The organism is Microbacterium sp. Y547 (assembly GCF_057669785.1).
The window spans coordinates 1-21,844 of record NZ_JBYHFN010000001.1; the positions used below are offsets into that span (position 1 = coordinate 1).

At 69.5% G+C, this 21,844-nt stretch carries 21 protein-coding genes and 1 tRNA gene; 9 read left to right on the forward strand and 13 right to left on the reverse strand.

Annotated elements, in window-relative coordinates:
- Positions 1-292 precede the first annotated feature (292 nt).
- Positions 293-1,423 carry a tyrosine-type recombinase/integrase gene (locus AC25Y0_RS00005; RefSeq protein WP_488133995.1) on the forward strand — a complete coding sequence of 377 codons (1,131 nt, stop codon included), beginning with the start codon at positions 293-295 and terminating at the stop codon, positions 1,421-1,423.
- A 206-nt stretch (positions 1,424-1,629) separates the two neighbouring features.
- Here AC25Y0_RS00005 and AC25Y0_RS00010 read toward each other — a convergent pair.
- Together AC25Y0_RS00010 and AC25Y0_RS00015 are read right to left on the reverse strand one after the other, a co-directional pair.
- Positions 1,630-1,701 (reverse strand) — tRNA-Arg (locus tag AC25Y0_RS00010).
- 42 nt (positions 1,702-1,743) lie between these two features.
- Positions 1,744-2,106, reverse strand: coding sequence for a nuclear transport factor 2 family protein (locus tag AC25Y0_RS00015; protein ID WP_488133996.1), 363 nt, complete (start codon positions 2,104-2,106; stop codon positions 1,744-1,746).
- A gap of 147 nt (positions 2,107-2,253) precedes the next feature.
- On the opposite strand from AC25Y0_RS00015, the gene AC25Y0_RS00020 reads away from it, so the two are divergent.
- The gene (locus AC25Y0_RS00020) at positions 2,254-2,538 is read left to right on the forward strand and encodes a Fe-S cluster assembly protein HesB (RefSeq protein ID WP_488133997.1); all 285 of its coding nucleotides are present in this window, start codon (positions 2,254-2,256) and stop codon (positions 2,536-2,538) included.
- Between the two features lie 89 nt (positions 2,539-2,627).
- Here AC25Y0_RS00020 and AC25Y0_RS00025 read toward each other — a convergent pair whose 3' ends face one another.
- From AC25Y0_RS00025 to AC25Y0_RS00060, 8 genes are all read right to left on the reverse strand, one after another.
- Complete coding sequence (locus AC25Y0_RS00025; protein ID WP_488133998.1) at positions 2,628-3,338, reverse strand: spermidine synthase; 711 nt, start codon at positions 3,336-3,338, stop codon at positions 2,628-2,630.
- Positions 3,339-3,407: 69 nt separating this feature from the next.
- Positions 3,408-6,815 (reverse strand): error-prone DNA polymerase, encoded by a 3,408-nt coding sequence (locus AC25Y0_RS00030; RefSeq protein WP_488133999.1) that lies wholly within the window; start codon positions 6,813-6,815, stop codon positions 3,408-3,410.
- Entirely contained in the window at positions 6,815-8,431 is a 1,617-nt protein-coding gene (locus AC25Y0_RS00035) for a DNA polymerase Y family protein (protein WP_488134000.1), read from the reverse strand. Before AC25Y0_RS00035 ends, AC25Y0_RS00030 begins: the two co-directional genes overlap by 1 nt.
- Positions 8,413-9,120 (reverse strand): hypothetical protein, encoded by a 708-nt coding sequence (locus AC25Y0_RS00040; protein ID WP_488122325.1) that lies wholly within the window; start codon positions 9,118-9,120, stop codon positions 8,413-8,415. The genes AC25Y0_RS00035 and AC25Y0_RS00040 overlap by 19 nt, the downstream gene beginning before the upstream one ends.
- A 184-nt stretch (positions 9,121-9,304) precedes the next feature.
- Positions 9,305-9,862, reverse strand: a complete 558-nt coding sequence (locus tag AC25Y0_RS00045) for a cysteine hydrolase family protein (protein WP_488122326.1) — start codon at positions 9,860-9,862, stop codon at positions 9,305-9,307.
- A gap of 62 nt (positions 9,863-9,924) precedes the next feature.
- Positions 9,925-10,422 carry an HNH endonuclease gene (locus AC25Y0_RS00050; RefSeq protein WP_488122327.1) on the reverse strand — a complete coding sequence of 166 codons (498 nt, stop codon included), beginning with the start codon at positions 10,420-10,422 and terminating at the stop codon, positions 9,925-9,927.
- A gap of 345 nt (positions 10,423-10,767) precedes the next feature.
- On the reverse strand, positions 10,768-11,634 hold the full coding sequence (locus AC25Y0_RS00055) for a M23 family metallopeptidase (protein ID WP_488134001.1): 867 nt from the start codon (positions 11,632-11,634) through the stop codon (positions 10,768-10,770).
- A gap of 210 nt (positions 11,635-11,844) precedes the next feature.
- Positions 11,845-12,540, reverse strand: coding sequence for an iron-dependent transcriptional repressor DtxR (locus AC25Y0_RS00060; RefSeq protein WP_488134002.1), 696 nt, complete (start codon positions 12,538-12,540; stop codon positions 11,845-11,847).
- 90 nt (positions 12,541-12,630) lie between these two features.
- On the opposite strand from AC25Y0_RS00060, the gene serC reads away from it, so the two are divergent.
- Positions 12,631-13,749, forward strand: a complete 1,119-nt coding sequence (gene serC / locus AC25Y0_RS00065) for a phosphoserine transaminase (protein WP_488122330.1) — start codon at positions 12,631-12,633, stop codon at positions 13,747-13,749.
- On the opposite strand, the gene AC25Y0_RS00070 is transcribed toward serC, so the two are convergent.
- The 3 genes from AC25Y0_RS00070 to AC25Y0_RS00080 all read right to left on the reverse strand — a co-directional run bounded on the left by AC25Y0_RS00070 (position 13,746) and on the right by AC25Y0_RS00080 (position 15,053).
- The gene (locus AC25Y0_RS00070; RefSeq protein WP_488134003.1) at positions 13,746-13,955 is read right to left on the reverse strand and encodes a hypothetical protein; all 210 of its coding nucleotides are present in this window, start codon (positions 13,953-13,955) and stop codon (positions 13,746-13,748) included. The two genes, serC and AC25Y0_RS00070, sit on opposite strands and share 4 nt — an antisense overlap.
- Positions 13,952-14,773 carry a DUF3027 domain-containing protein gene (locus tag AC25Y0_RS00075; protein WP_488134004.1) on the reverse strand — a complete coding sequence of 274 codons (822 nt, stop codon included), beginning with the start codon at positions 14,771-14,773 and terminating at the stop codon, positions 13,952-13,954. Before AC25Y0_RS00075 ends, AC25Y0_RS00070 begins: the two co-directional genes overlap by 4 nt.
- Positions 14,670-15,053 carry a cold-shock protein gene (locus AC25Y0_RS00080; protein WP_488122332.1) on the reverse strand — a complete coding sequence of 128 codons (384 nt, stop codon included), beginning with the start codon at positions 15,051-15,053 and terminating at the stop codon, positions 14,670-14,672. Before AC25Y0_RS00080 ends, AC25Y0_RS00075 begins: the two co-directional genes overlap by 104 nt.
- A gap of 110 nt (positions 15,054-15,163) precedes the next feature.
- On the opposite strand from AC25Y0_RS00080, the gene AC25Y0_RS00085 reads away from it, so the two are divergent.
- The 6 genes from AC25Y0_RS00085 (at position 15,164) to AC25Y0_RS00110 (ending at position 21,771) form a co-directional block, all read left to right on the forward strand.
- Positions 15,164-15,439, forward strand: a complete 276-nt coding sequence (locus AC25Y0_RS00085) for a multidrug ABC transporter ATPase (RefSeq protein ID WP_488122333.1) — start codon at positions 15,164-15,166, stop codon at positions 15,437-15,439.
- Positions 15,440-17,131: a helicase-associated domain-containing protein gene (locus AC25Y0_RS00090; RefSeq protein ID WP_488134005.1), complete on the forward strand. Its 1,692-nt coding sequence runs from the start codon at positions 15,440-15,442 to the stop codon at positions 17,129-17,131. It begins immediately after the preceding gene.
- A 45-nt stretch (positions 17,132-17,176) separates the two neighbouring features.
- Entirely contained in the window at positions 17,177-18,817 is a 1,641-nt protein-coding gene (locus AC25Y0_RS00095) for a DNA repair helicase XPB (RefSeq protein WP_488134006.1), read from the forward strand.
- Between the two features lie 87 nt (positions 18,818-18,904).
- Positions 18,905-19,597 (forward strand): response regulator transcription factor, encoded by a 693-nt coding sequence (locus tag AC25Y0_RS00100; protein WP_488122336.1) that lies wholly within the window; start codon positions 18,905-18,907, stop codon positions 19,595-19,597.
- A 26-nt stretch (positions 19,598-19,623) separates the two neighbouring features.
- Positions 19,624-21,348, forward strand: coding sequence for a sensor histidine kinase (locus AC25Y0_RS00105; protein WP_488122337.1), 1,725 nt, complete (start codon positions 19,624-19,626; stop codon positions 21,346-21,348).
- Between the two features lie 135 nt (positions 21,349-21,483).
- The gene (locus tag AC25Y0_RS00110) at positions 21,484-21,771 is read left to right on the forward strand and encodes a WXG100 family type VII secretion target (protein WP_488122338.1); all 288 of its coding nucleotides are present in this window, start codon (positions 21,484-21,486) and stop codon (positions 21,769-21,771) included.
- The last annotated feature ends 73 nt before the right edge of the window (positions 21,772-21,844 follow it).

Consider the following 21,844-nt stretch of genomic DNA (forward strand, 5'->3'; position numbering starts at 1 on the left):
AACGGCTACACCACGCATTGGGGCTTGACTCACGGCGGAGTGCCGGGACCGTGAAATAGCGCAGGACCGGAGCGCAGCGGAGGACCGAGCCTATGTCGCGAAAGCCCGGAACGGAGCCGCGACCGATCGCTACGATCTCGGCGTCGGAGGGAGGCGCCCCTCTACCCCAACGCCAGTTGGCGACGTCGTCCATCATCTATCCACATCTGTCATCGGCGGCGTTGACGGCGTCCGACCAGTGTCCGACACTGGCCCCATACTGACCGTCGAGCCGGCACGAGCGGAGGTCGAGATGGGCAGCATCACTCCGTACGAAACGGTGAAGGGCCGCCGCTATCGCGTGCGCTATCGCAAGCCCGATCGCACCGAGGCGGAGAAGCGTGGGTTCACGACGATGCGGGAGGCCAAGTTGTATCTCTCCATGGTCACGGTGTCGAAGTCGAAGGGAGAGTACATCGACCCGTCGTTGTCGCGGGTTCCCGTCCGAATGTTCGCGGACAGCTGGCTGCGATCCAAGCAACCGCCGATGTCGAAGCCGTCTTACTACATGACGCTCGAGCGGGCGTGGAAGAACCACGTCGCCCCGGTATGGGCCGACAGGGAGATCTGGTCGATCCGGCGCTCCGAAGTGCAGGACTGGGTGTCCGACCTCGCGTCGCAGAAGTCGCGCACCGTCGTTCTTCGGGCTCTGGGAGTGCTCGCCGGCATCCTCGACGTCGCTATCGACGATCGGCGTCTCGCGAGCAATCCAGCCCGGAATGTGCGCAGCCTTCCCCGGAACGGGCCGGGTAAGCGTCGCGTCTACCTCTCGCACGACCAGGTGGCGACGCTCGCGGCATGCTCGGCGCACCCAACCCTCGTGCTGACGCTGGCGTACACGGGCCTGCGCTGGGGCGAGGCGACGGGGCTGCGTGTGCGCAGTGTGAACCGTTTGCGTCGACGCTTCGTCATCGAAGAGAACGCGGTGATGATCGCATACGAGATTCACGTCGGCACGCCCAAGACGCACGAGAAGCGCTCGGTCCCCTACCCCGCGCGGCTCGCTCCAATGATCGAGCAGGCGTGCGCCGGCAAAGGCCCGGAAGGGCTGCTGTTCGGTGACGGGGCCAACCACATGCGCAACTCGGGCGCGAAGGGCTGGTTCGCGAACGCAGTCCGGCGTGCGCAGGAGTTCGACCCGTCGATCCCCCGGCTCACTCCGCACGACCTCCGTCACACGACCGCGTCGCTCGCGATCAGCTCGGGCGCGAATGTGAAGGCCGTACAGCGGATGCTGGGCCACGCCTCGGCCGCAATGACACTCGACACCTACGCCGACCTCTTCGACGACGATCTGGATGCCGTCGCGACGCGACTGAACGACGCCATGCCACTGGTGGCACTGCCGTCAGGTCCGCAGACCCGCTACGCCCGACCGTCGTGACCCCAGAGAGCAGATTGCTCAGTTTTTTGACAAGGCACACGACGCTCGAAACACCCGATTTTGGAGTTCTGAGACGTCGGACGAAGGCCGTTGCAGACGGCAGTTTTCGGCCGTCCGAATTTTCAGAATGCGGGCAAAAAGCGGGCAAAAAAGCTCCGTGTGGCCTGACCACGGAAAGAATCCCTGGTCAGAGGCGAAAAAGACTGTGCCCCTGGAGGGACTCGAACCCCCAACCGTTTGCTTAGGACGCAACTGCTCTTCCATTGAGCTACAGAGGCTGGCCCGACCGAGTCTACCGGCGCTCTGCGGGCGGACTGGCGTCAGTGCTTGCGCTCGATCCACCACTCGGTGAACTCGCTCGCGCGGCCATCTTCGGCGAAGCGCACGAGCCACAGGTTGTCGTAGGTGCCGACCTTCTCGCCGCTCGCATACGTCGTGACGCCGCGGATGGCGGCGGCATCCGTCGTCTCCATCACGACGTGGCCCTCGAACATCCACTCCCCCGGCTCGTCGCGCTCGTCACTCCAGAACTCAAGAATGCGGTCGATGCCGACAGCGGGGTCGAGGTCATCGGGCGACCCGCGATACACGGCGTCGTCGGTGAAGAGCGCGCGGATCGCATCCGGCTCATTCGTGCGCCATGCCTCGAGATAGCCGTCGAGAAACCGCTGCGCGTTGCCCATGCGACGACCCTGGCACGCCGCCCGACCGCGCACCAGGCGTTCCTCCGTATTGCGTGGGAATCGAGGCGGATCGCCGTCGCACGGTTGCATCCGGGCGTCGATCTCGGAATCGTGGCCGGTCCGATTGCCCCAACCGGAAGGACCGACATGCTCACCATGACCGACACCGCCGCTGAAGCCGTCAAGGCGATCGTCTCGCGCGTGCCCGACGTGCCCGACGAGGGCGGCGTGCGCATCCGCGACACGGGCACCGCCGACGGCTTCGAGCTGAGCGTCGCACCGGCGCCCGAAGCGACCGACACGGTCGTCGCCGAGAACGGGGCGCACGTGTTCCTCGATGTCGGCGCGGCCGCGGCACTGGATGACCGCGTGCTCGACGCCGAACTGGCGCAGGACGGCTCGGTGCGCTTCGCACTGGGCACCCAGGACTGAGACCTTCGCGAGGCGGGTCCTTCGGGGCCCGCCTTCGTCGCGCCTGGGATGCACCGAGGCGCGGCAGCCGCCGGGGCAAAAGCGCCCGATCAGACCGTGCGGCTCTTCGCGACGTAGACCGTGTTCGACGAAGTTCCGCCGGTGACGGGGTTGTCGAAGTCGACGACATGCGCCGCGCCGTCGTCGAACACCTGGGCGAGCTCGGCCATGAACTCGGCGTCGGGCGGGTCGTCTGACCACAGCGCGAAGACGCCGCCCTCGGTCAGGTGCCGGTCGAGGGCGCGCAGGCCGTCGGCCGTGTACAGGTCGGCGTGCGTCGGATCCAGCTGATGCCGCGGCGAATGGTCGACGTCGAGCAGGATCACGTCGTACCGCGCATCGGCATCGACCGGCTCGCGCCGCATCACCGCGAAGAAGTCGTCGCTGACCAGGCGAGTGCGCGGATCGCTGACCAGCTCGCGCGAGGCCGGAAGCAGCATCCGCTCATGCCAGCCGATGACGGCATCGAGCCGATCGATCACGGTCAGCGCAGAGACCCGCTCATCGCGCAGGGCGGCGACGGCGGTGTATCCGAGCCCGAGTCCGCCGACGAGCACGGTGAGCTGATCCCCCGATGCCGCGGCCAGCCCGAGGTCGGCAAGTGCTTCCTCGGCGACGGTGAACAGGCTCGACATCAGATACTCGTCGCCGAGCTTGACCTCGTAGATCTCTTGCCCCACCGAGGCTTCGGTTCGGCGCCGGAGGGTGAGGTCTCCGATCGGCGTGGGTTGCCAGTCGAGCTCTTCGAATCGTGCGATCACAGGTGTCCCGTCGTCGCTGCCCAGACTACGCCGAGGCGCTGCTCCCCCGCGGCGCGGAGCACCCGCGGATCACCGGAAGTCCCTTGAGGCGTGGTGAACGCCGACGCGAAGGTCTTCGAATCTGTCGGCGACGAGATTCGTCACCCCCTCGACCGACCGCTCGAGCATGCCCCGCACGATCAGCGCCGGCGCATCGCGCACGACCCGGCGATAGCGGTTCCACATCCCCACCGAGCAGATGACGTTGACGATGCCGTGCTCGTCTTCGAGGTTGAGGAACGTGATTCCGGATGCCGTCGCCGGCCGCTGCCGGTGGGTGACGAGCCCAGCGACTTCGACCCGGCGGTCGGGCTCGTGCGTGCGCAGCTCGCGCGACGTGAGCACGCCGCGCGCATCGAGGCCGGAGCGGTAGTGCGTGAGCGGATGATCGTCGACCGAGACGCCCGTCGCCCACAGGTCGGCGGCGAGCACGTCATAGCTCGACGGGTCGGTGAATAGCGGCGGCTGCACGAAGGCGAGCGAGTCGGGCAGGAACTCGGCGCGGTCCTGCGCCGCCGCACCGGCGAGCCAGGTCGCCTCGCGGCGCGTGAGGCCGAAGCAGTCGAAGGCTCCCGCCGTCGCGAGAGCCTCGACCTGGGCGGTCGTGAGGCCCGTGCGCCGGACGAGGTCGCGCTGGTCACGGTAGGGGCCGGCGGCGTCGCGCTCTGTCACGATGCGGGTGGCCACGTTCTTGCCGATACCCTTGATGGCGGCCAGGCCCAGGCGCACGACGTAGGCGCCGTCGCGGCGGTGGGCGGCGGACTCGTCGGGAGCGGTGGGGTCGAAGTCGCCGGTGGGGGGCTGGTGGCGGTGCGTGCAGGCGGGAAGGCCGGTGGGACCGGCCACTCGATCACCGGCGGACTCCTGCGGTTCGAGCGCGGCATCGACGAGCGAGGCGTGCAGGTCGGGGCGGCGCACCTCGACGCCGTGGCGGCGCGCGTCGGCGACGAGCGTCGCGGGCGAATAGAAGCCCATCGGCTGCGCGCGCAGCAACCCCGCGAGGAACGCCGCCGGATAGTGCAGCTTGATCCACGAGCTGGCATAGACGAGCAGCCCGAACGACAGCGAGTGCGACTCGGCGAACCCGAAGTTCGCGAACGCCTGGATCTTCGCGTAGATCGCGTCGGCCTCTTCGCCCACCAGGCCGTTGCGGGCCATCCCCTCATAGAGCTTGGTCTTGAGCGAATCGATGCGTTCGACGCCGCGCTTCGAGCCCATCGCGCGGCGCAAGAGGTCGGCATCCTCACCGCTCACCTCACCGATCGCGACCGCCATCTGCATGAGCTGCTCTTGAAAGACCGGCACCCCGAGCGTGCGCTCGAGAACGGGCTTCAGCTTCGGATGCGCGTATGTGACCTCTTCGCGCCCCAACTTGCGCCGCACATACGGGTGCACCGCCCCGCCCTGGATCGGCCCAGGGCGGATCAGCGCGATCTCGATGACGAGGTCGTAGTACCGCCGCGGCTGCAGCCTCGGCAGCAGCCCCATCTGCGCGCGGGACTCGACCTGGAACACCCCGATCGAATCCGCCCGGCACAGCATGTCGTAGACCGCCTTCTCTTCTTTCGGCAGCGTCGACAGCTCCCACTCCTCGCCGGTCGTCGCACGGATCATATCGAAGCAGTACTGCAGTGCGGCGAGCATCCCGAGCCCCAGCAGGTCGAACTTCACCAGGCCCATCCAGGCGGCGTCGTCTTTGTCCCACTGGATGACCGTGCGCCCCTCCATGCGGGCATGCTCGATCGGCACCACCTCACCCACGGGCCGGTCGGTGAGCACCATCCCCCCGGAGTGGATGCCGAGGTGCCGCGGCGCCTTGAGCAGCTCGCCGGCGAACTCGAGCACCTGATCGGGGATGTCATGGCCCGGGCCGCTCTCGATCGCCCCGCCCCACCGCTCGACCTGCTTCGACCAGGCATCCTGCTGCCCGGGCGAATGCCCGAGCGCCTTGGCCATGTCGCGGATCGCGTTCTTCGGCCGGTACTGGATGACATTCGCCACCTGCGCCGCCCGCTCGCGCCCGTACTGCTGATACACCCACTGGATGATCTCTTCACGCCGGTCGGAGTCGAAATCGACGTCGATGTCGGGCTCTTCATCGCGCAACGACGACAGGAACCTCTCGAACGGCAGGTCGAAGGCGATCGCGTCGACGGCGGTGATGTCGAGCAGATAGCAGATGGCGCTGTTGGCCGCCGACCCCCGGCCTTGACACAGGATGCCGCGGCGCCGAGCCTCTTGCACGATGCCATGCACGATCAGGAAATAGCCCGGGAAGTCCTTCATCTCGATGACGCCGAGCTCTTTCTCGATGCGGGCGCGGTTCTCGTCGGACAGGTCGGGATACTTGCGCGGTACCGCCTGCCACACGAGATGCCGCAGCCACGACATCGGCGTGTGCCCCTCGGGCACCTTCTGCTTCGGCAGGGCGGGTTTAGCGCGCCGCAGCGGGAATGCCAGCTCATCGGCGAGCGGCACCGTGCGGGCGACGGCATCGGGATGCCGCGCGAACCGCTCGACCATCTCGGCCCCCGAGCGCAGGTGCGCCCCGGCGTGCGCGGGCAGCCATCCGTCGAGCTCGTCGAGACCCCGGTTGGCGCGGACGGCCGCGACCGCGGCGGCCAGCAGCTGACGCTGCGGCACGGCGTAGTGCACGTTGTTGGTCGCGAGAGTCGGCAGCCCCTTCTCGCGGGCGAGGCCGGCGAGCACGTCGTTGTCGCGGGTATCGGTCGGGCTGCCGTGGTCGATCAGCTCGACATAGACACCGTCGCGGCCGAACAGGTGCACGAGACGGTCGAGCTCGCCCGCGGCGGCCTCGGCTCCGGATGCCCCGAGCGCGCGGCGCACACTGCCCTTGCGGCATCCGGTCAACACGGCCGCATGCCCCGACAGCTGCGCCGACAGCTCGTCGAGGTCGTACCGCGGCCGCCCTTTCTCGGCGCCCCGCAACTGGGCGTGGGTGAGGGCACCGGCGAGCCGGTGATACCCCTCTTCGCCGCGCGCGAGCACGAGCAGATGCTCACCGACCGGATCGGGCTGGCCCGCCTGCGGAGCGGGCAGATCCAGCGACAGCTCGGCGCCGAAAACGGTCGCCAGCTGCCGGGTCTCGGCGGCTTCGGCGAACCGCACGATGCCGTAGAAGCCGTCGTGGTCGGTGACGGCGAGCGCGTGCAGGCCGAGCCGTTCGGCCTCTTCGGCGAGCTCTTCGGGAGAAGAGGCCCCGTCGAGGAACGAATACGACGAGTGCGCGTGCAGCTCGGCGTACGGCACGACGTCGGCGGGGCGGTCGATCGGCGGCGGCACGTACGGCCCGCGCTTGCGCGACCAGGCGGGACTGTCACCGCCGTCGGCCCCCGCGGGCGTGCTGTCGGGGCGACGCCGGTCGCTCAGCACGCGCTCGAGGTCAGACCACGACACCGCCGGATTGTTGAAGCCCATCAGTCGTACACCCCCTCGGCCGTCCACGCGCCGCCCTCACAGACGAGCAGCCACGCGGCTCCGTCGGCGTCGACGACCTGGAACCGGTGGGCGCGGCGCGACCGGGCGGCATCCCACCCCCGCTCGATGACGGGCCACGGCCCCGCCCAGCTCTCGATCGCGCGGCGCCTGCCGCCCTCGACGAGCACGCCCGGCGGCGCCGAGAGGGTGCCCCGGTCGTCGACCTCGACGGCGTATCCGCCGAGCGTCGTCACCTCGACCGTGGGCTGTTCGGTGAACACCGTCGTGGGCAGCGGGTCGGGAAGGCTCCCCGGCCAGGGCCGCGCGCGCTCTTTCTCGAGCACGGCGCGGTCACCCCACGGCACGAGCACCTGCCGCTCGGCGAGCCACCGACCGCCGCCGATCGCGGGGGTCGCGACGGCGCGGTGGCCGAGCATCGCCTGCACGCGCGAGAGGGCGTGGTGAACGTGTTCTTCGGGGCCCGAGCCGAAGATCGCGGGGCGGTGATGCGCCGCGGCATCCACCGCCTCGGGAGCGATCCGCACGAGCGTGACGCCGCTGCGCAGCGCCTCGGAGTCCTCACCCAGCTGCCAGCGCACCCGGTCGACGACGGCGGAGGCATCGAACGACGCCGGATGCAGCCACACCCGCTCGCTGCGCTCACCCCGATCGCCGACGAGCTCGACGCGCAGTTCGGTGCAGACGAGATCGAGCGCGCCGAGCCCCGCGATGAACTCGTCGGCGGCGATGCGCATGCCGAACGCGACCTGCTCGGCGATCTCGATCGGCGGTTCGAACGCGACCTCGCGGTGCAGCTCGGGCGGCGGTGTGCGCGGCTCGACGGGCTGCGAGTCGCGCCCGCCCGCGAGCGCGTGCAGACGCATGCCACGGGGCCCGAACCTCTCGCGCACGCGCTCGTCGGGCATAGCCGCGAACGCGCCGAGCGTGTGGATGCCCAGGCGCGTGAGCAGGCTGATGAGGTCGTCGGGCTGGGTGGCGCGGGTCGCGGTGCTGTGGGTGGTCTGGTCGAGCGCCGTGATGGGAAGCGGAGCGAGAAAGCCGGCCGCTCCCCCGGCGGGCACCGTGAAGACGGGCTCTGCCCGAGTGGATGCCGCCATCGCAGCCTGCTCGGCGGTGAAGGGTCCGTCGGCGATGCCCGCGCGCACGTCGCGGATGCCGAGCTCGCCGAGGGCAGTGACGAGCACGCGCGCCGCTTCGACTTCGCCGCCGTAGTAGCGGGCGGGACCCTTGGCGGCGAGGGCGCAGAGGCCGGGGCGCACGAGCTGGACTCCGGGGGCGCGCTCTTCGATGCCCGCGATGACCGGGGCGAACGCGCGCTGATCGCGGGCCGGGTCGGCCGCGACGATCTCGAGCGACGGGCACCGGGACTGCGCGTCGCGGCGACGCTGCCCCCGGCGCACGCCCTCGGCGCGGGCCGAGGCCGAGCACGCGACGACGCGGTTGGCGTGGACGATGGCGATGGGGCGGGCGGGCGGCCCTTCGGCCGGCGACCCCTCCCCAGAGCCCGCCGAGGGGTCGACCCGGGCCAGGGCGGTGACGGGCCAATCGGGGAACCAGAGCACGAGGGTGCGCACGGTCACCCTGCCTTCGACCATGCCGCGGGGCGTTCGGTGTCGTGCTCGACCCGGGTGAGCCGTGTGGGAGCGGCGGTGGCGTGGCCCGCGGCATCCGGAAGCAGCATGCGCCCCTTGCGGGCGACGGGCCAGCGGCGGCTCGCCGAGGTGACGGTCACGGTGCGTTCGGCGAGGTAGCCGTGACCGCGGCCGACCCCCGTCCAGGCGGCCTCGCCGAGCTCGAGCACGGCTTCGGCCTGCGGCCAGGGTCCTTGCACGAGCAGCACGGCACCGCGGTCGCGCAGGCGGCCCGCGAGCCGGGCGACCTCGCCGTCGGGCGCGCGACCCGCGGGACGCACGGCGACGACGGGCAGCACGTCGGCGACCGTCGCGGCGACAGCGAGCCAGCGCCGGCCCGGGTCGGGCACGAGCACGAGACGGGAGAGGTCGACGCCCATCGACTCGGCTGCTTCGGCGCCGAGGCGCGGCATGCCGATCACTGCGCACCACGAGCCGTCTTGCGAAGCGCGCGCGAGGAGCGCGAGCAGCAGCGACGTCGAGTGCGGGAGCGAGTAGGCGCTGCCGGGACGCAGGCCCCCACCGGGAAGGAGGTCGGCCAGCGCGGGAAGCACCGGCAGCACGGGCGCGTCGAGTTTGCGCCCCTGCATCCGCTCGACTTGAGCGCGCAGTCGTGCCAGCTCATCTGGTTGCGCGGCCACGATCCCCCTCATTCCACCAGGCTAGAACACATGTTCTAGTACTTCAATCCGGTGGACTGACGCTACCCCGCACTTCCGACAGTTATGTTCGAGACTCTGCGCGCGCGAACTCTCCCTCGTTCATTTGCCTCACATTGCGCGCATCGACCTCATCGAACGACAGAATGGGGCAAACGAACCCCGCCGGCCCCACCCTTCAGACGAGTGACGCGGTCGACGCGATGCGGGCGAAGCCGCCCTCTTGCAGCACGAGCGCCGTCGAGGCCATGAGCTCGTCGGCTGTGCGCGTGACGACCCCGACGCCGGCGATCTCGCCCGTCAGGTCGAACGTGCGCGTCGCATCGAGGGCGACCGTGACGTCGTAGCCGAGGTTGCCCGCCATGCGCGCCGTCGTCTCGACGCACATATTCGTCTGGATGCCGCACAGCACGAGCTGCGTGATGCCCTGCTCCTGCAACCAGGCGTGCAGATCGGGGTCGCCGTAGAACGCAGAGTTGACGTTCTTCGTGACGAAAAGCGCGGGGTCGACGGCGTCGACGACGTCGACGAGCGCGTTGCCGGGATGCCCCGGAGCCAGCGGCGATCCGGACGACGTGGAGTCGTGTCGCACGACGACGATCGGGTCGCCCGCGGCGGTCCACGCCGTGATGAGCGCCGCGACGTTGGCCTCGCACGCGGGGTTGGTCGTCGCACCCCAGAAGTCGAGGTCGTCGAAGGCACGCTGCATGTCGATCACGATGAGAGCTCGGGTCATGCGCCCATCCCATCACGCCGCCGTGCCCTGTGGCATCCCCCGGCTGCCAGACCGCGAGGGCGTCAGGCCGCGAGGGCGAGGTAGGGCTCCCAACGAGGGTCGGCGCGGTCGGTGCCGCGCACCGTCCACTGCCCGCCGCGCGGGACGGCGGGGGTCAGTCGCAGCTCCCACCGCATCTCCTGCGGCGTGCGATCGCCCTTGATGTTGTTGCAGCGCAGACAGCACGCGACGAGGTTCTCCCACGAATCGGCGCCACCCCGCGACCGCGGCAGCACGTGGTCGATCGTCGAGGCCGGTGTGCCGCAGTAGGCACAGCGGTGGTTGTCGCGCCGCAGCACCCCGCGCCGTGTCACCGGAACGCGCCGGGCTCCGGGCATCTGCACGTACCGCGTCAGCAGGATGACCGCGGGTCTGTCATAGACCCCGCGTGCGCCCCAGACAGGGTCATCCTCGACAAGTTCGATGACCGTCGCCTTCTCGTTCAGCACGAGCACGATGGCCCGCTTGAACGACACGACGGCGAGCGGCTCGTAGCCCGCGTTCAGCACCAGTGTGCGCATTGCTCATCCTCTCGAACGTCCGAGACGGCTTCTCGGGTTGTTCGGTTGCGACGATGAGTTCGACGTCGGGGTACGAAAAAGGCGCTGTCGATTACAGACAGCGCCTGGGCGCCACGGTGGGACCGTGGCATCCGTTCGTGCAATGCCGCAAGGCGAGGCGACCTAGCGCATCCATGGTGGGGATGCGAGGAATGCTGCCCATGGGCTCCCTCCGCTTCTCTCAGCGTCGGGGATCAGGCTAACCCACCTCACCGACACAGCAGCCGGTTGAGGGTGAACCCGAGGTGTCGTGTCGACGGGGAGTCGATGGAACGGCGGCGGATGCGATCACCCGCGGTGCGCGCCTCAGCCCGCGTTGGCGACGAGCCAGGCCCACGGGTCGACGAGGCCGTTGTTGACACGCACCTCGAAGTGCAGGTGGTTGGCCGTCGAGCTGCCGGTCGAGCCGACGAGGCCGATCAGCTGACCCGCCTCGACCGTCTGGCCGGCGGACACCGTGCGGCTGCCGTAGGTCATGTGGCCGTACAGGGTCGATACGCGCTGGCCGCCGACGACGTGGTCGATGACGACGGCGACGCCGTATCCGCCGTACGCCTCTTGCGCGATGCGCACGACGCCGGATGCCGCGGCGTACAGCGGCGTGCCGCCGGGAGCGAGCAGGTCGACACCCTGGTGGTAGCCGGAGTCGCCGATTCCGCGGCCCTTCGTGAAGTTCAGGATCGGCCAGCGCACTTCGCCCGCGCCAGGCGAGACGAGGTTGATGTTGACCGGCACCGACGAGACGCTCGACGCCGCGGCGGCAGCCTGCGCGCGCGCACGCGCGGCGGCGGCTTCAGCGGCCTTCTTCTTGTTGATCTCGTCTTCGGTCGTCGCCGAATAGCTGTCGCGGGCGAGCTCGGTGCCCGAGGCATCCGAGGCCACGACGAGCGACTGCGCATCGACGGCAGACATCTGCTGCAGCGTCTGGCTGCTCTCGATCGGGAGGCGCGTACTGGCGGCGTAGGCAGGGATCGCCACGGTCGCGACGAGTCCTCCGACCATCGACAGGATGACGAGGCTGCGCAATGGCCCGTGCCGGCGTACTGAGGCCGGTCGGGGCGGGCGCGTCTTCGTCGGGCGCTTCGTGATCCAGGTGCGCGGCCCAGTGGGTCGCGCGGGGTTGACCGCAGTGTCTTGCGACTCGATCGCGGTCTGATCGTACTCTTCAGCCAAGCTGTCCTCCGGCGCCTCTGCGCCGGGGCGCTGGCTCGTCAACACTCGATGTCGGGGCACGATGTGCGGGTTTCACCACGCAAACGACGAGCCGATGAGGCAATCCGCGTGGGGTCCTACGGCGGGCTTCTCACCTGTGGACTGTTTGAGGCTACCGGACTGTAACGAATCTGTCACGTTGCGCACCTGGCAGAATCCTGGGCTTGCCTGCTAGGCGTCGAGCAGAAAGATGTGCGAGGCGATCTCGATGGGCAGCTCGAGCGCCTCGTCGTTGCCGTCCATCTGCACGAGCACGTAGCCCTCGTTGTACCGGAAATCGCCCGTCGCGCCCGGCAGAACGCCGGCGGACTTGAGCTGCTGCAGCAGTTCGGGATCGACCTGCGCGGGCTCGGCGAGCCGGCGCACCGTGCCGCGGATCGGCTCGCCCGCCTCGTTCATGCGCGCGACGAGACCCACGACGTCGTGCTCGAACTCGACGGCCAGCACGTCGCCGAGCTGATCGAGCCCGGGGATGGGGTTGCCGTAGGGCGATTCGGTCGGGTGCCCGAGCAGTTCGATGAGCCGTCGCTCGACCTGCTCGCTCATGACGTGCTCCCAGCGGCAGGCCTCGTCGTGCACGTAGGCCCAGTCGAGCCCGATGACGTCGGAGAGCAGCCGCTCGGCGAGCCGGTGCTTGCGCATGACGTCGACGGCCTTCTGCCGGCCTTCGTCGGTGAGTTCGAGGGTGCGGTCTTCGGCGACGACGACGAGTCCGTCGCGCTCCATGCGCCCGACGGTCTGCGACACCGTCGGACCCGAGTGGCCGAGGCGCTCCGAGATCCGAGCGCGCAGCGGCTGGATCTTCTCTTCTTCGAGTTCGAGGATCGTGCGCAGGTACATCTCGGTGGTGTCAATGAGATCAGTCATGCGGGCGCCCTCGTAACGATGAACAGGTAAGGCCAGCCTATCCCGCACCACCGGCACAGGGACGGTCGCGGGAATCCCTAGACTCGACGCATGTCCCACGTGCTGCTGCCCCGCGAGATCCTGCCCTCCGACGGACGCTTCGGGTGCGGCCCATCGAAGATCCGCACCGCCCAGCTCGAGGTGCTCACCGGCCGCGGCGCCACCGTGCTCGGCACGTCGCACCGGCAGGCTCCGGTCAAAGACCTCGTCGGCAGCGTTCGCGCCCTCATCGGCGAGATCTTCCGCCTGCCCAACGACTACGAAGTGATCCTCGGCAACGGCGGATCCACCGCCTTCTGGGATGCCGCAGCCTTCGGTCTCATCGAGCGCCGGTCGCAGAACCTCGTGTTCGGCGAGTTCGGCGGAAAGTTCGCCAAGGCGGCCGCCGCACCGTGGCTCGAGGCGCCCGACGTGCGCAAGGCCGAGCCGGGCAGCCGCACGAGCGCTGAGGCCGTCGAGGGCGTCGATGTCTACGCGTGGCCGCACAACGAGACCTCGACCGGCGTCGCGGCGCCCGTCGAGCGCGTGCACGGCGACGCGGGGGCCCTGACCGTCATCGATGCGACGAGCGCCGCGGGCGGCATCGACTTCTCGGTGCACGAGGCCGACGTCTACTACTTCGCCCCGCAGAAGAACCTCGGCTCGGACGGCGGCCTGTGGTTCGCTCTCGTCTCGCCGGCAGCGATCGAGCGCATCGAGCGGATCGCGGCATCCGGCCGGTACATCCCCGAGTTCCTCAGCCTGAAGAACGCCCTCGACAACTCCCGACTCAACCAGACCCTGAACACCCCCGCGCTCGCGACGCTGCTGCTGCTCGATGACCAGCTGGGGTGGATCCGCGACAACGGTGGACTGCAGTGGGCGGATGCACGCACCCGCGAGTCGTCGGATGCCCTCTACGCGTGGGCCGAAGCGTCGGCGTACGCGACGCCGTTCGTCGCCGACCCGGCCGACCGCTCCCCCGTCGTCGCCACGATCGACTTCGACGATTCGGTCGATGCCGCCGCGGTGGCGAAGATCCTGCGCGCCAACGGCATCGTCGACACGGAGCCCTACCGCAAGCTCGGCCGCAATCAGCTGCGCGTCGCGACCTTCGTCTCGATCGAGCCCGACGACGTGCGCCAGCTCATCCGCTGCATCGAAGCGGTCGTCTACTCCTTGACCGCCTAGCCCTCGGGCTGGGCTGAGCCGGCTCCTCGCGAGCCGGTCTCAGTCGTCGGAGTCGTCTTCGTCTTCGTCGTCGTCGTCCGAATCGTCGTCTTCGTCGTCGTCGTCGTCCGAATCGTCCTCGTCGGAGTCGTCGTCATCAGACTCGTCGTCGTCGGAGTCGTCGTCGTCAGACTCGTCGTCGTCGTCGTCGTCGGAGTCGTCGTCATCCGAATCGTCCTCGTCGGAGTCGTCGTCNGTCCGAATCGTCCTCGTCGGAGTCGTCGTCGTCCTCGTCCTCGTCCTCGTCCTCGTCCTCGTCGTCAGAGTCGTCGTCATCGGAATCCTCGTCCGAGTCGTCCTCGTCGTCGTCCGAGTCATCGTCGTCATCGTCGTCGTCACCCGAGTCATCGAGCTCGTCGATGTCGACGCCGTCGACATCACCCGCGTGCAGGATCGAGGATCCGTCTTCGTCGAAGTCCGCGGCATCCAGGTCGTCGAGATCATCGACGTCGTCATCGATGTCGTCGTCGTCCTCGTCGTCATCGGACTCAGAGCCGGACTCGGCTGCGGAATCAGACTCGCTCTCAGCCGCAGCGGCCTGCGCGGCCTGGTAATCGGCGAGGCGTTCGTCCCACGGCACCCACTCGGGGGCGAGCAGCGCGCCGTCGCCGGGCAGCAGTTCGGCCTCGAGGACGGTCGGCTCTTCACCGTCGACGCGGGCGAGGCTCACGGTCCAGTACCAGCCGGGGTACCCGGACAGGCGGTTCTGGAACCGCAGCGAGACGACGCCGTCGGCCTCGACGCGGTGACCGGTGGGCGGGCCGATCGTCGACTCGGGCGTGATCTCTTTGAGCGCGGCGAGCGCGAGGTCGTGCGACTCGAGCAGCACGGCATCCGGTGTCACGTCGGCCGCGGCATCGGTCTCGGAGCCGGAGTCAGGCTCAGGCGTCGAGTTCATCAGCGACCTTGCGCAGCACCGCGGCGACCTTCTTAGCGTGCGACCCGCTCGGGTAGCGGCCGCGACGCAGGTCGCCGCCGATGTCATCGAGCAGCTTGACGAGGTCTTCGACGATGATCGCCATGTCGTCAGCCGGCTTGCGCGAGCGCTTGGCGAGACTCACGGGAGCCTCGAGCACGCGCACCGAGAGCGCCTGCAGTCCGCGTTTGCCGTCGGCCACACCGAACTCGAGGCGCGTGCCGGCCTTGAGAGTCGTGGTTCCCGCGGGCATCGCCGTGGCGTGCAGGAAGACGTCCTGGCCGTCATCGGTCGTGATGAAGCCGAACCCCTTCTCTTCGTCGTAGAACCTGACCTTGCCGGTGGGCATGCGAACCTCGCTGGTAGACGGCCCGCGAATCGCGGGCAGGGCGGAACCGGAGTCGTCAAGACTCCACCCTCCAGCCTACGGCACCGCGGGACGAGAGTAGGCTGGACCGGATGAGCACGCGACCCCCCGCCGACGACGTCCCCGCGCGTCGTATCGACAGCCTTCTGGCGTTCGCTGCTCTGTGCTTGCTGGTGGTGTCGATCATCAGCTTCTTCTCGATCATGATCGCCACGGCGACGGGGCTCGAGCAGGCCGATTTCGCGTCGGGCATCTGGCCCCTGGTGACGGTCGTCGTGTGGGTCGGCCCGATCCTCGCGTTCGCGATGATCCTGTTCATCCTGATCTCGAGCTTCGTACGCAGGGCGCGCGCCAACCGCGGAGCCTGAGTGGTCTCCGACGAGCGGGGCCTTGCGACGTGGCTGGCACGGCGCGATGACGCTGCCCTCGCCCAGACCTTCGCGGCTCGCGGCGTCTCACCGAATGCCCCGTGGCAGGACTTCTACGACGCCGCCGCGGCTCTGCTCGAACCGGCATCCGTCGACCGTGCGCTGACCACCCTGCCGCGCACCGCGCTCATCGCCGCTGCCGCCGGTGACGGCACCCCGGTGCCGGACCGGCTCGCCCTGCGCGACGACACCGGACGCCCCTACACCGTCGTCGCGGCGCGCCTCGCCGTTGCCGCGCAGGCGCACCCCGAGGCCTTCCGCCCCACGGCACTCCACCCCGAGGCGCCGACGGGCGGCGAGGCCGCCGCCGCAGAGCGCGCGTTCGCCACCTCGGGCGCCCTCGCCGACGTGCTCCTGGCCTGCCTGCACGCCCCCCTCACCCGCACGATCGCCGGCGCCGTGAGCGCCGTCGACCGGCGGCGGCTGATCGAGGCCGGTGCCGTCCACTCGGTCGAAGAGCTCGACGATCTCGTGACGTCGGCGGCGATGGCCGACCTCATCGTGGCGGTCGACCGGGAATGGGTCGTCACCGATGCCGGCGACGCGTGGCTCGGGGCCTCGACGCTCGACCGCTGGGCCACGATCGTGCACGGACTCATCGCGCGTCTGCCCGAGGGGCTGCGCACCCCCCGCGGCATCGTCGATCCCCGGGACTGGGCCGAGGCCTACCCGCTGGACAACGACTGGATCGCCCGGGCGCGAAGCCTGCGCGTCATCGCGCACCGCTGGGGTCTCACCGCCGACGGCGCCGAGCCCGTCTGGACCGCTCGGCTCCGCGCAGGAGACGATCTCGACACCGCCGCCTTCGCGGCGCAGCTGCCCGCCGAGATCGACAAGGTCTACCTGCAGGCCGATCTGACGGCGATCGCCCCCGGCCCCCTCTCTCCGCCCCTCGACCTTCGCCTGCGCCGCATCGCGCAGCGCGAGTCGCGGGCGCAGGCCTCGACGTACCGCTTCACAGCCGAATCCCTCGCGGCGGGCATGACCGAGGGCGAGACCGGCCGATCGATCCGCGAGTTCCTCGGTGGGCTCTCGCTCACCGGCATCCCGCAGCCTCTCGACTACCTGCTCGAGAGCACCGCGGCACGCCACGGCCTCGTGCGCGTGCGCCGTGACGACCGCGTCGGCAAGACGCTCATCGAGAGTGCGGATGCGGCGGTGCTCGACGCCATCGCGGTGGATCAGGCGCTGCGCTCGCTGGGTGTCGTGTCCGAGGGATCGGTGCTGACCTCGCGCGTCGCGCGGGACACCGTCTACTGGTCGCTCGCCGATGCGCGGTACCCCGTCATCGCGCTCGACGCAGCGGGCGCGCCCGAGTGGCTGCACCGGCGCGCGCCCACGCTCGCGACCGCACCGCCTCGCGCCATCGCCTCCTACGCCGGCCTCATCGAGACGCTGCGCGACCGGCACGAGGGCGACACCGACGCCGCGTGGCTCGTGCGCGAACTCGAACAGGCCGTGCGCCTGCGGGGCCTGATCGAAGTCACGGTGCGTCTGCCCGACGGGTCGGAGCGCGTCTTCGCCCTCGAGGCCTCGGGATTCGGCGGCGGCCGCCTGCGGGGCCTGGACCGGGCCGCCGACATCGAACGCACCCTGCCCGTCTCGCACATCGTGGGCGTCCGGCCCCTCTGACCCCGTGCGACGCCCCACCCCGGGGCAACGCTAGACTGGACGGCTATGTCTGACGGCCCACTTATCGTGCAGAGCGACCGGACGGTGCTGCTCGAAGTAGCCCATCCCGACGCTGAGAACGCCCGCCACGAGCTCGCGATCTTCGCCGAGCTCGAGCGCGCCCCCGAGCACATCCACACGTACCGCGTCACGCGCCTCGGACTGTGGAACGCGCGCGCCGCGGGCCACGACGCCGAAGACATGCTGGCGACCCTCGACCGGTGGTCGCGCTTCCCCGTGCCGCCGTCGGTGTCGATCGACATCCGCGAGACGGTGAACCGCTACGGGCGCCTCGTCATCGACCGCACCGACGAGGGCGACCTCGTGCTCAAGTCGACGGATGCCGCCGTGCTGGCCGAGGTATCCAAGAACAAGCGCATCCAGCCGCTGCTCATCGGCCGCCCGTCCCCCGACACGTTCCTCGTGGATGCGTGGGCGCGCGGGCACATCAAGCAGGAGCTGCTCAGGATCGGCTGGCCCGCCGAAGACCTCGCCGGCTACACGCCGGGCACGCCGCATCCGATCGAGCTCGAGGAAGCGGACTGGAAGCTGCGCCCCTACCAGCGCAAGGCCGTCGACATCTTCACCGAGGGCGGCTCGGGCGTCGTCGTGCTCCCCTGCGGCGCCGGCAAGACGCTCGTCGGAGCCGCGGCGATGGCCGACACGAAGACGACGACGCTCATTCTCGTGACGAACACCGTGAGCGCCCGCCAGTGGCGCGACGAGCTGATCAAGCGCACGTCGCTCACCCCCGAGGAGATCGGCGAGTACTCGGGCCAGGTCAAAGAGGTCAAGCCCGTCACGATCGCGACCTACCAGATCCTCACGGCGAAGCGGAAGGGCGAGTACGCGCACCTCGCTCTGCTCGATGCCCTCGATTGGGGACTCATCGTCTACGACGAGGTGCACCTGCTGCCCGCACCGGTGTTCAAGCTGACCGCCGACCTGCAGGCCCGCCGCCGCCTCGGCCTCACCGCCACCCTCGTGCGCGAAGACGGCCGCGAGGGCGATGTCTTCAGCCTCATCGGCCCCAAGCGCTTCGACGCACCGTGGAAGGAGATCGAGGCCCAGGGCTTCATCTCGCCCGCCATCTGCTACGAAGTGCGCGTCGATCTTCCCGCCTACGAACGCCTCGAATACGCCGCGGCAGCCGACGACGAGCGCTATCGCCTGGCGGCCACCGCCCCCGCGAAGATCGACGTCGTGCGCCGCCTCGTCGAGCGCCACAAGGGCGAGCGCATCCTCGTGATCGGGCAGTACCTCGACCAGATCGACGTGATCTCCGAAGCCCTCGGCGCGCCGCAGATCACCGGTGCGACGCCGGTCGACGAGCGCGAAGAGCTCTATCAGGCGTTTCGCGAAGGCGAGATCGACGTGCTCGTCGTGTCGAAGGTCGCGAACTTCTCGATCGACCTTCCCGAGGCATCCGTCGCGATCCAGGTGTCGGGATCGTTCGGCTCGCGTCAAGAAGAGGCCCAGCGCCTCGGGCGCTTGCTGCGTCCCAAGAAGTCCGCGAACACGGCGAGCTTCTATACACTCATCGCCCGCGACACCGTCGACCAGGACTTCGCCCAGAATCGCCAGCGCTTCCTCGCCGAACAGGGCTACACGTACACGATCCTGGATGCCGACGGCATCGCCGCGTAACGACTGCAGGTCCGCCGGATGCATCCAGAAAGCGGATCGCACGCCGATTTTCAGCATCCGCATCGGTTCCGGTGCCAGTATTGGCCTATGACCGCACCGCGCATCCTCGTTGTGGACGACGAACCGAACATCCGCGACCTGCTCATCACGAGCCTCCGCTTCGCCGGATATCAGGTGAAGGCTGTCTCGAACGGAGCACAGACCATCTCGGCTGTGCTGGAAGAGGAGCCCGACCTGATCATCCTCGACGTCATGCTGCCCGACATGAACGGGTTCAGTGTCACCAAGCGCCTGCGGGGCGCGGGGTACACGGCGCCGATCCTGTTCCTCACGGCGAAGGACGAGACCGAAGACAAGATCGCCGGTCTCAACGCCGGGGGCGACGACTACGTCACCAAGCCGTTCAGCCTCGACGAGATCGTCGCGCGCATCCAGGCGATCCTGCGCCGCACGATGCAGGCCGACGAGGAGTCGGTCATCCGCGCCGGCGAGCTCACGATGGACCAGGACACGCACGACGTGCAGGTCGGCGACGTGTCGATCGACCTCAGCCCGACCGAGTTCAAGCTGCTGCGCTACCTCATGCTCAACCCCAACCGCGTGCTGTCGAAGGCGCAGATCCTCGATCACGTGTGGGAGTACGACTTCAACGGCGATGCGGGCATCGTCGAGAGCTACATCTCGTACCTGCGTCGCAAGATCGATCCGCACTCGTCTGAGCCGCTCATCCAGACCAAGCGCGGCTTCGGCTACATGCTGAAGGCCGGCAAGCCCGCCTGACCGACGACCGATTCGAGGGGACCCGCTTGGCGCATCAGACCGACGCGGTCACCCGGTGGTGGCGCGGCACGAGCCTGCGCGCCAAGGTGACCGGTGTGACCGTCACGGTGCTCGCCCTCGGGCTCACCGCGACGGGCACGGGCGCGACGGTGTTCCTGCGCAATGCGCTCATCGCCAACCTCGACAGCACCGTGCAGCAGGTCGCGGCGACCGAGATCGGTACGGGCCTGTTCGACATCCAGATGGCCGACGGGATGGTCTTCGCCACCGAGAAGGACGACGTCCCGCGCACGGACTACCACGTCGCGCTCTATCAGGCGTCGGGCGACTTCATCGTCTCGGCCGGCGGCACCGATCCGGCGCCCGACTTTCCTGCGTCGTACTCGCTCCCTGAGGCCCACGCCGACGGCACGACGGCGTTCGACCTGACCGATGAGGAGACGCGGACGACGTTCCGCGCGAGCGTGGCACCGCTCGAGCTGCCCGGGGGCCTGCTCGTGCCGCAGCTCGTCGCCGCCTCGACGGCGCCCGTCAACCAGGTCGTCACGACCTTCCTCAGCATCTACTCGATCCTCGCCCTCATCGTGCTCGTGCTGGGCGCGTTCGCGACGCGGTTGCTCGTGACGTTCGCGTTCCGAAGTCTCGGGCAGGTCGAGTCCACCGCCATGGCGATCGCCGCCGGCGACTTCGGTCAGCGTATGACCGATATCGAGCCGACGACCACCGAGGTCGGCCGGCTCAAGACTGCCATCAACGCGATGCTCGGCCGCGTCGACACCGCGATCACCCAGCGCGACGCGACCGTACGGCAGATGCGGCGCTTCATCGGCGACGCGAGCCACGAGCTGCGCACGCCGCTCGTGACGGTGCGCGGCTACGCCGAGCTGTACCGGATGGGCGCGATCCGCAGCGAAGAGGACATCGCTCAGTCGATGAACCGCATCGAGAGCGAGGCCAAGCGCATGGGTCTGCTCGTCGAGGATCTGCTGGCCCTCGCCCGCCTCGACGAGCGGCGCGACGTCGTGATCAAGCCCGTCGACCTCCGACCGATCGCCCGAGATGCGGCCCTCGACCTGCGCGCAACGGCCCCGGGCCGCCGGGTCACGGTGATCGACACGACCGCCCACGAGCCCCCGCGCCCGCTCGTGACGACGCGCGAGGACTCTGCCGAGAGCGAGCGCAAACGCCCCCCGACCTCGACGATCGCCGCGCTGCTCCGGCGAAAGCCGAAGTCGGCACCCGGCGAACCGCCGGCGGACACGGCCCCCGTCGCCGCGCAGCCGACCCGCACCCGCGCTGATCCCGAGCCGATCGTGATGGGCGATGAGAACCGCGTGCGGCAGGTCGTGACGAACCTGCTCGGCAACGCCCGGCGCTTCACGACCGAGGACTCCCCCATCGAACTGCGGGTCGGCGTGGACCCCGCCGCATCCACGGGGTGGGTCGAGATCATCGACCACGGCGAAGGCGTGCCCGACCAGATCAAGGACAAGATCTTCCAGCGTTTCTGGCGAGCGGACACGTCGCGCACGCGTGAGACCGGCGGATCGGGCCTCGGTCTGTCGATCGTCGCATCGATCGTCGAGGCGCTGCACGGCTCGGTCGGGGTCGTCGACACCCCCGGCGGCGGCGCGACGTTCCGGGTCTCGCTTCCCCTGGCCGAGGGGCGGGATGCCGCCGAGCATCTGCACCTCGAAACGCAGCCGATCCCCCGCATGCCGCAGAGCATCACCGACGACACCGATAGCTGACGGTTCCTCCCCATCCGGGCCCGCTGGCCCTTCTTTCACGGTTCCGCGCCCGAGGCCCAGGGGGCGGCGGACCCGCCGCCTAGCGTTGCGGCAGAGCGGGCGGTATCGGGCCGCCCCGTCCCGAAGGGTGGTCCCATGGCCGTCTTCTCCGTCGACAGCGACGCCGTCCTCTCGTCCACGACCGCCGTACGCGGCACGATCGACCGGCTGCAGGCCGAGGTCGCCGCGCTCATGGGCCAGCTGACCCAGTTGCAGGGGTCATGGACGGGCGCGGCATCGGCCGCGTTCCACTCCAGCGTCGAGCAGTGGCGCGCGACGCAGCGCACCGTCGAAGACTCCCTCACCGCCCTCAACGCCGCCCTCGCGACGGCGGGCCGCCAGTACGCCGATGCGGAACAGGCCTCGATGAGCCTGTTCCGCTGAGGGAACGACGAAGGGCCTCTCCCAGGGGAGAGGCCCTTCGCTATGAGCTATCGAGCTGCGATCCTGATCCGAG

What these genes read in the sequence shown, in the direction of transcription:
- AC25Y0_RS00100 (WP_488122336.1), top strand. Translation starts at nt 18,905, where the DNA reads ATGACCGCACCGCGCATCCTCGTTGTGGACGACGAACCGAACATCCGC.
- AC25Y0_RS00070 (WP_488134003.1), bottom strand. Translation starts at nt 13,955, where the DNA reads ATGACGACGACTCCGACGACGACGACGACGACGAGTCTGACGACGACG.
- AC25Y0_RS00030 (WP_488133999.1), bottom strand. Translation starts at nt 6,815, where the DNA reads ATGGGCTTCAACAATCCGGCGGTGTCGTGGTCTGACCTCGAGCGCGTG.
- AC25Y0_RS00080 (WP_488122332.1), bottom strand. Translation starts at nt 15,053, where the DNA reads ATGCCCACCGGCAAGGTCAGGTTCTACGACGAAGAGAAGGGGTTCGGC.
- serC (WP_488122330.1), top strand. Translation starts at nt 12,631, where the DNA reads ATGTCCCACGTGCTGCTGCCCCGCGAGATCCTGCCCTCCGACGGACGC.
- AC25Y0_RS00015 (WP_488133996.1), bottom strand. Translation starts at nt 2,106, where the DNA reads ATGGGCAACGCGCAGCGGTTTCTCGACGGCTATCTCGAGGCATGGCGC.
- AC25Y0_RS00020 (WP_488133997.1), top strand. Translation starts at nt 2,254, where the DNA reads ATGCTCACCATGACCGACACCGCCGCTGAAGCCGTCAAGGCGATCGTC.
- AC25Y0_RS00005 (WP_488133995.1), top strand. Translation starts at nt 293, where the DNA reads ATGGGCAGCATCACTCCGTACGAAACGGTGAAGGGCCGCCGCTATCGC.
- AC25Y0_RS00050 (WP_488122327.1), bottom strand. Translation starts at nt 10,422, where the DNA reads ATGCGCACACTGGTGCTGAACGCGGGCTACGAGCCGCTCGCCGTCGTG.
- AC25Y0_RS00045 (WP_488122326.1), bottom strand. Translation starts at nt 9,862, where the DNA reads ATGACCCGAGCTCTCATCGTGATCGACATGCAGCGTGCCTTCGACGAC.
- AC25Y0_RS00060 (WP_488134002.1), bottom strand. Translation starts at nt 12,540, where the DNA reads ATGACTGATCTCATTGACACCACCGAGATGTACCTGCGCACGATCCTC.
- AC25Y0_RS00095 (WP_488134006.1), top strand. Translation starts at nt 17,177, where the DNA reads ATGTCTGACGGCCCACTTATCGTGCAGAGCGACCGGACGGTGCTGCTC.
- AC25Y0_RS00035 (WP_488134000.1), bottom strand. Translation starts at nt 8,431, where the DNA reads ATGGTCGAAGGCAGGGTGACCGTGCGCACCCTCGTGCTCTGGTTCCCC.
- AC25Y0_RS00110 (WP_488122338.1), top strand. Translation starts at nt 21,484, where the DNA reads ATGGCCGTCTTCTCCGTCGACAGCGACGCCGTCCTCTCGTCCACGACC.
- AC25Y0_RS00085 (WP_488122333.1), top strand. Translation starts at nt 15,164, where the DNA reads ATGAGCACGCGACCCCCCGCCGACGACGTCCCCGCGCGTCGTATCGAC.
- AC25Y0_RS00040 (WP_488122325.1), bottom strand. Translation starts at nt 9,120, where the DNA reads ATGAGGGGGATCGTGGCCGCGCAACCAGATGAGCTGGCACGACTGCGC.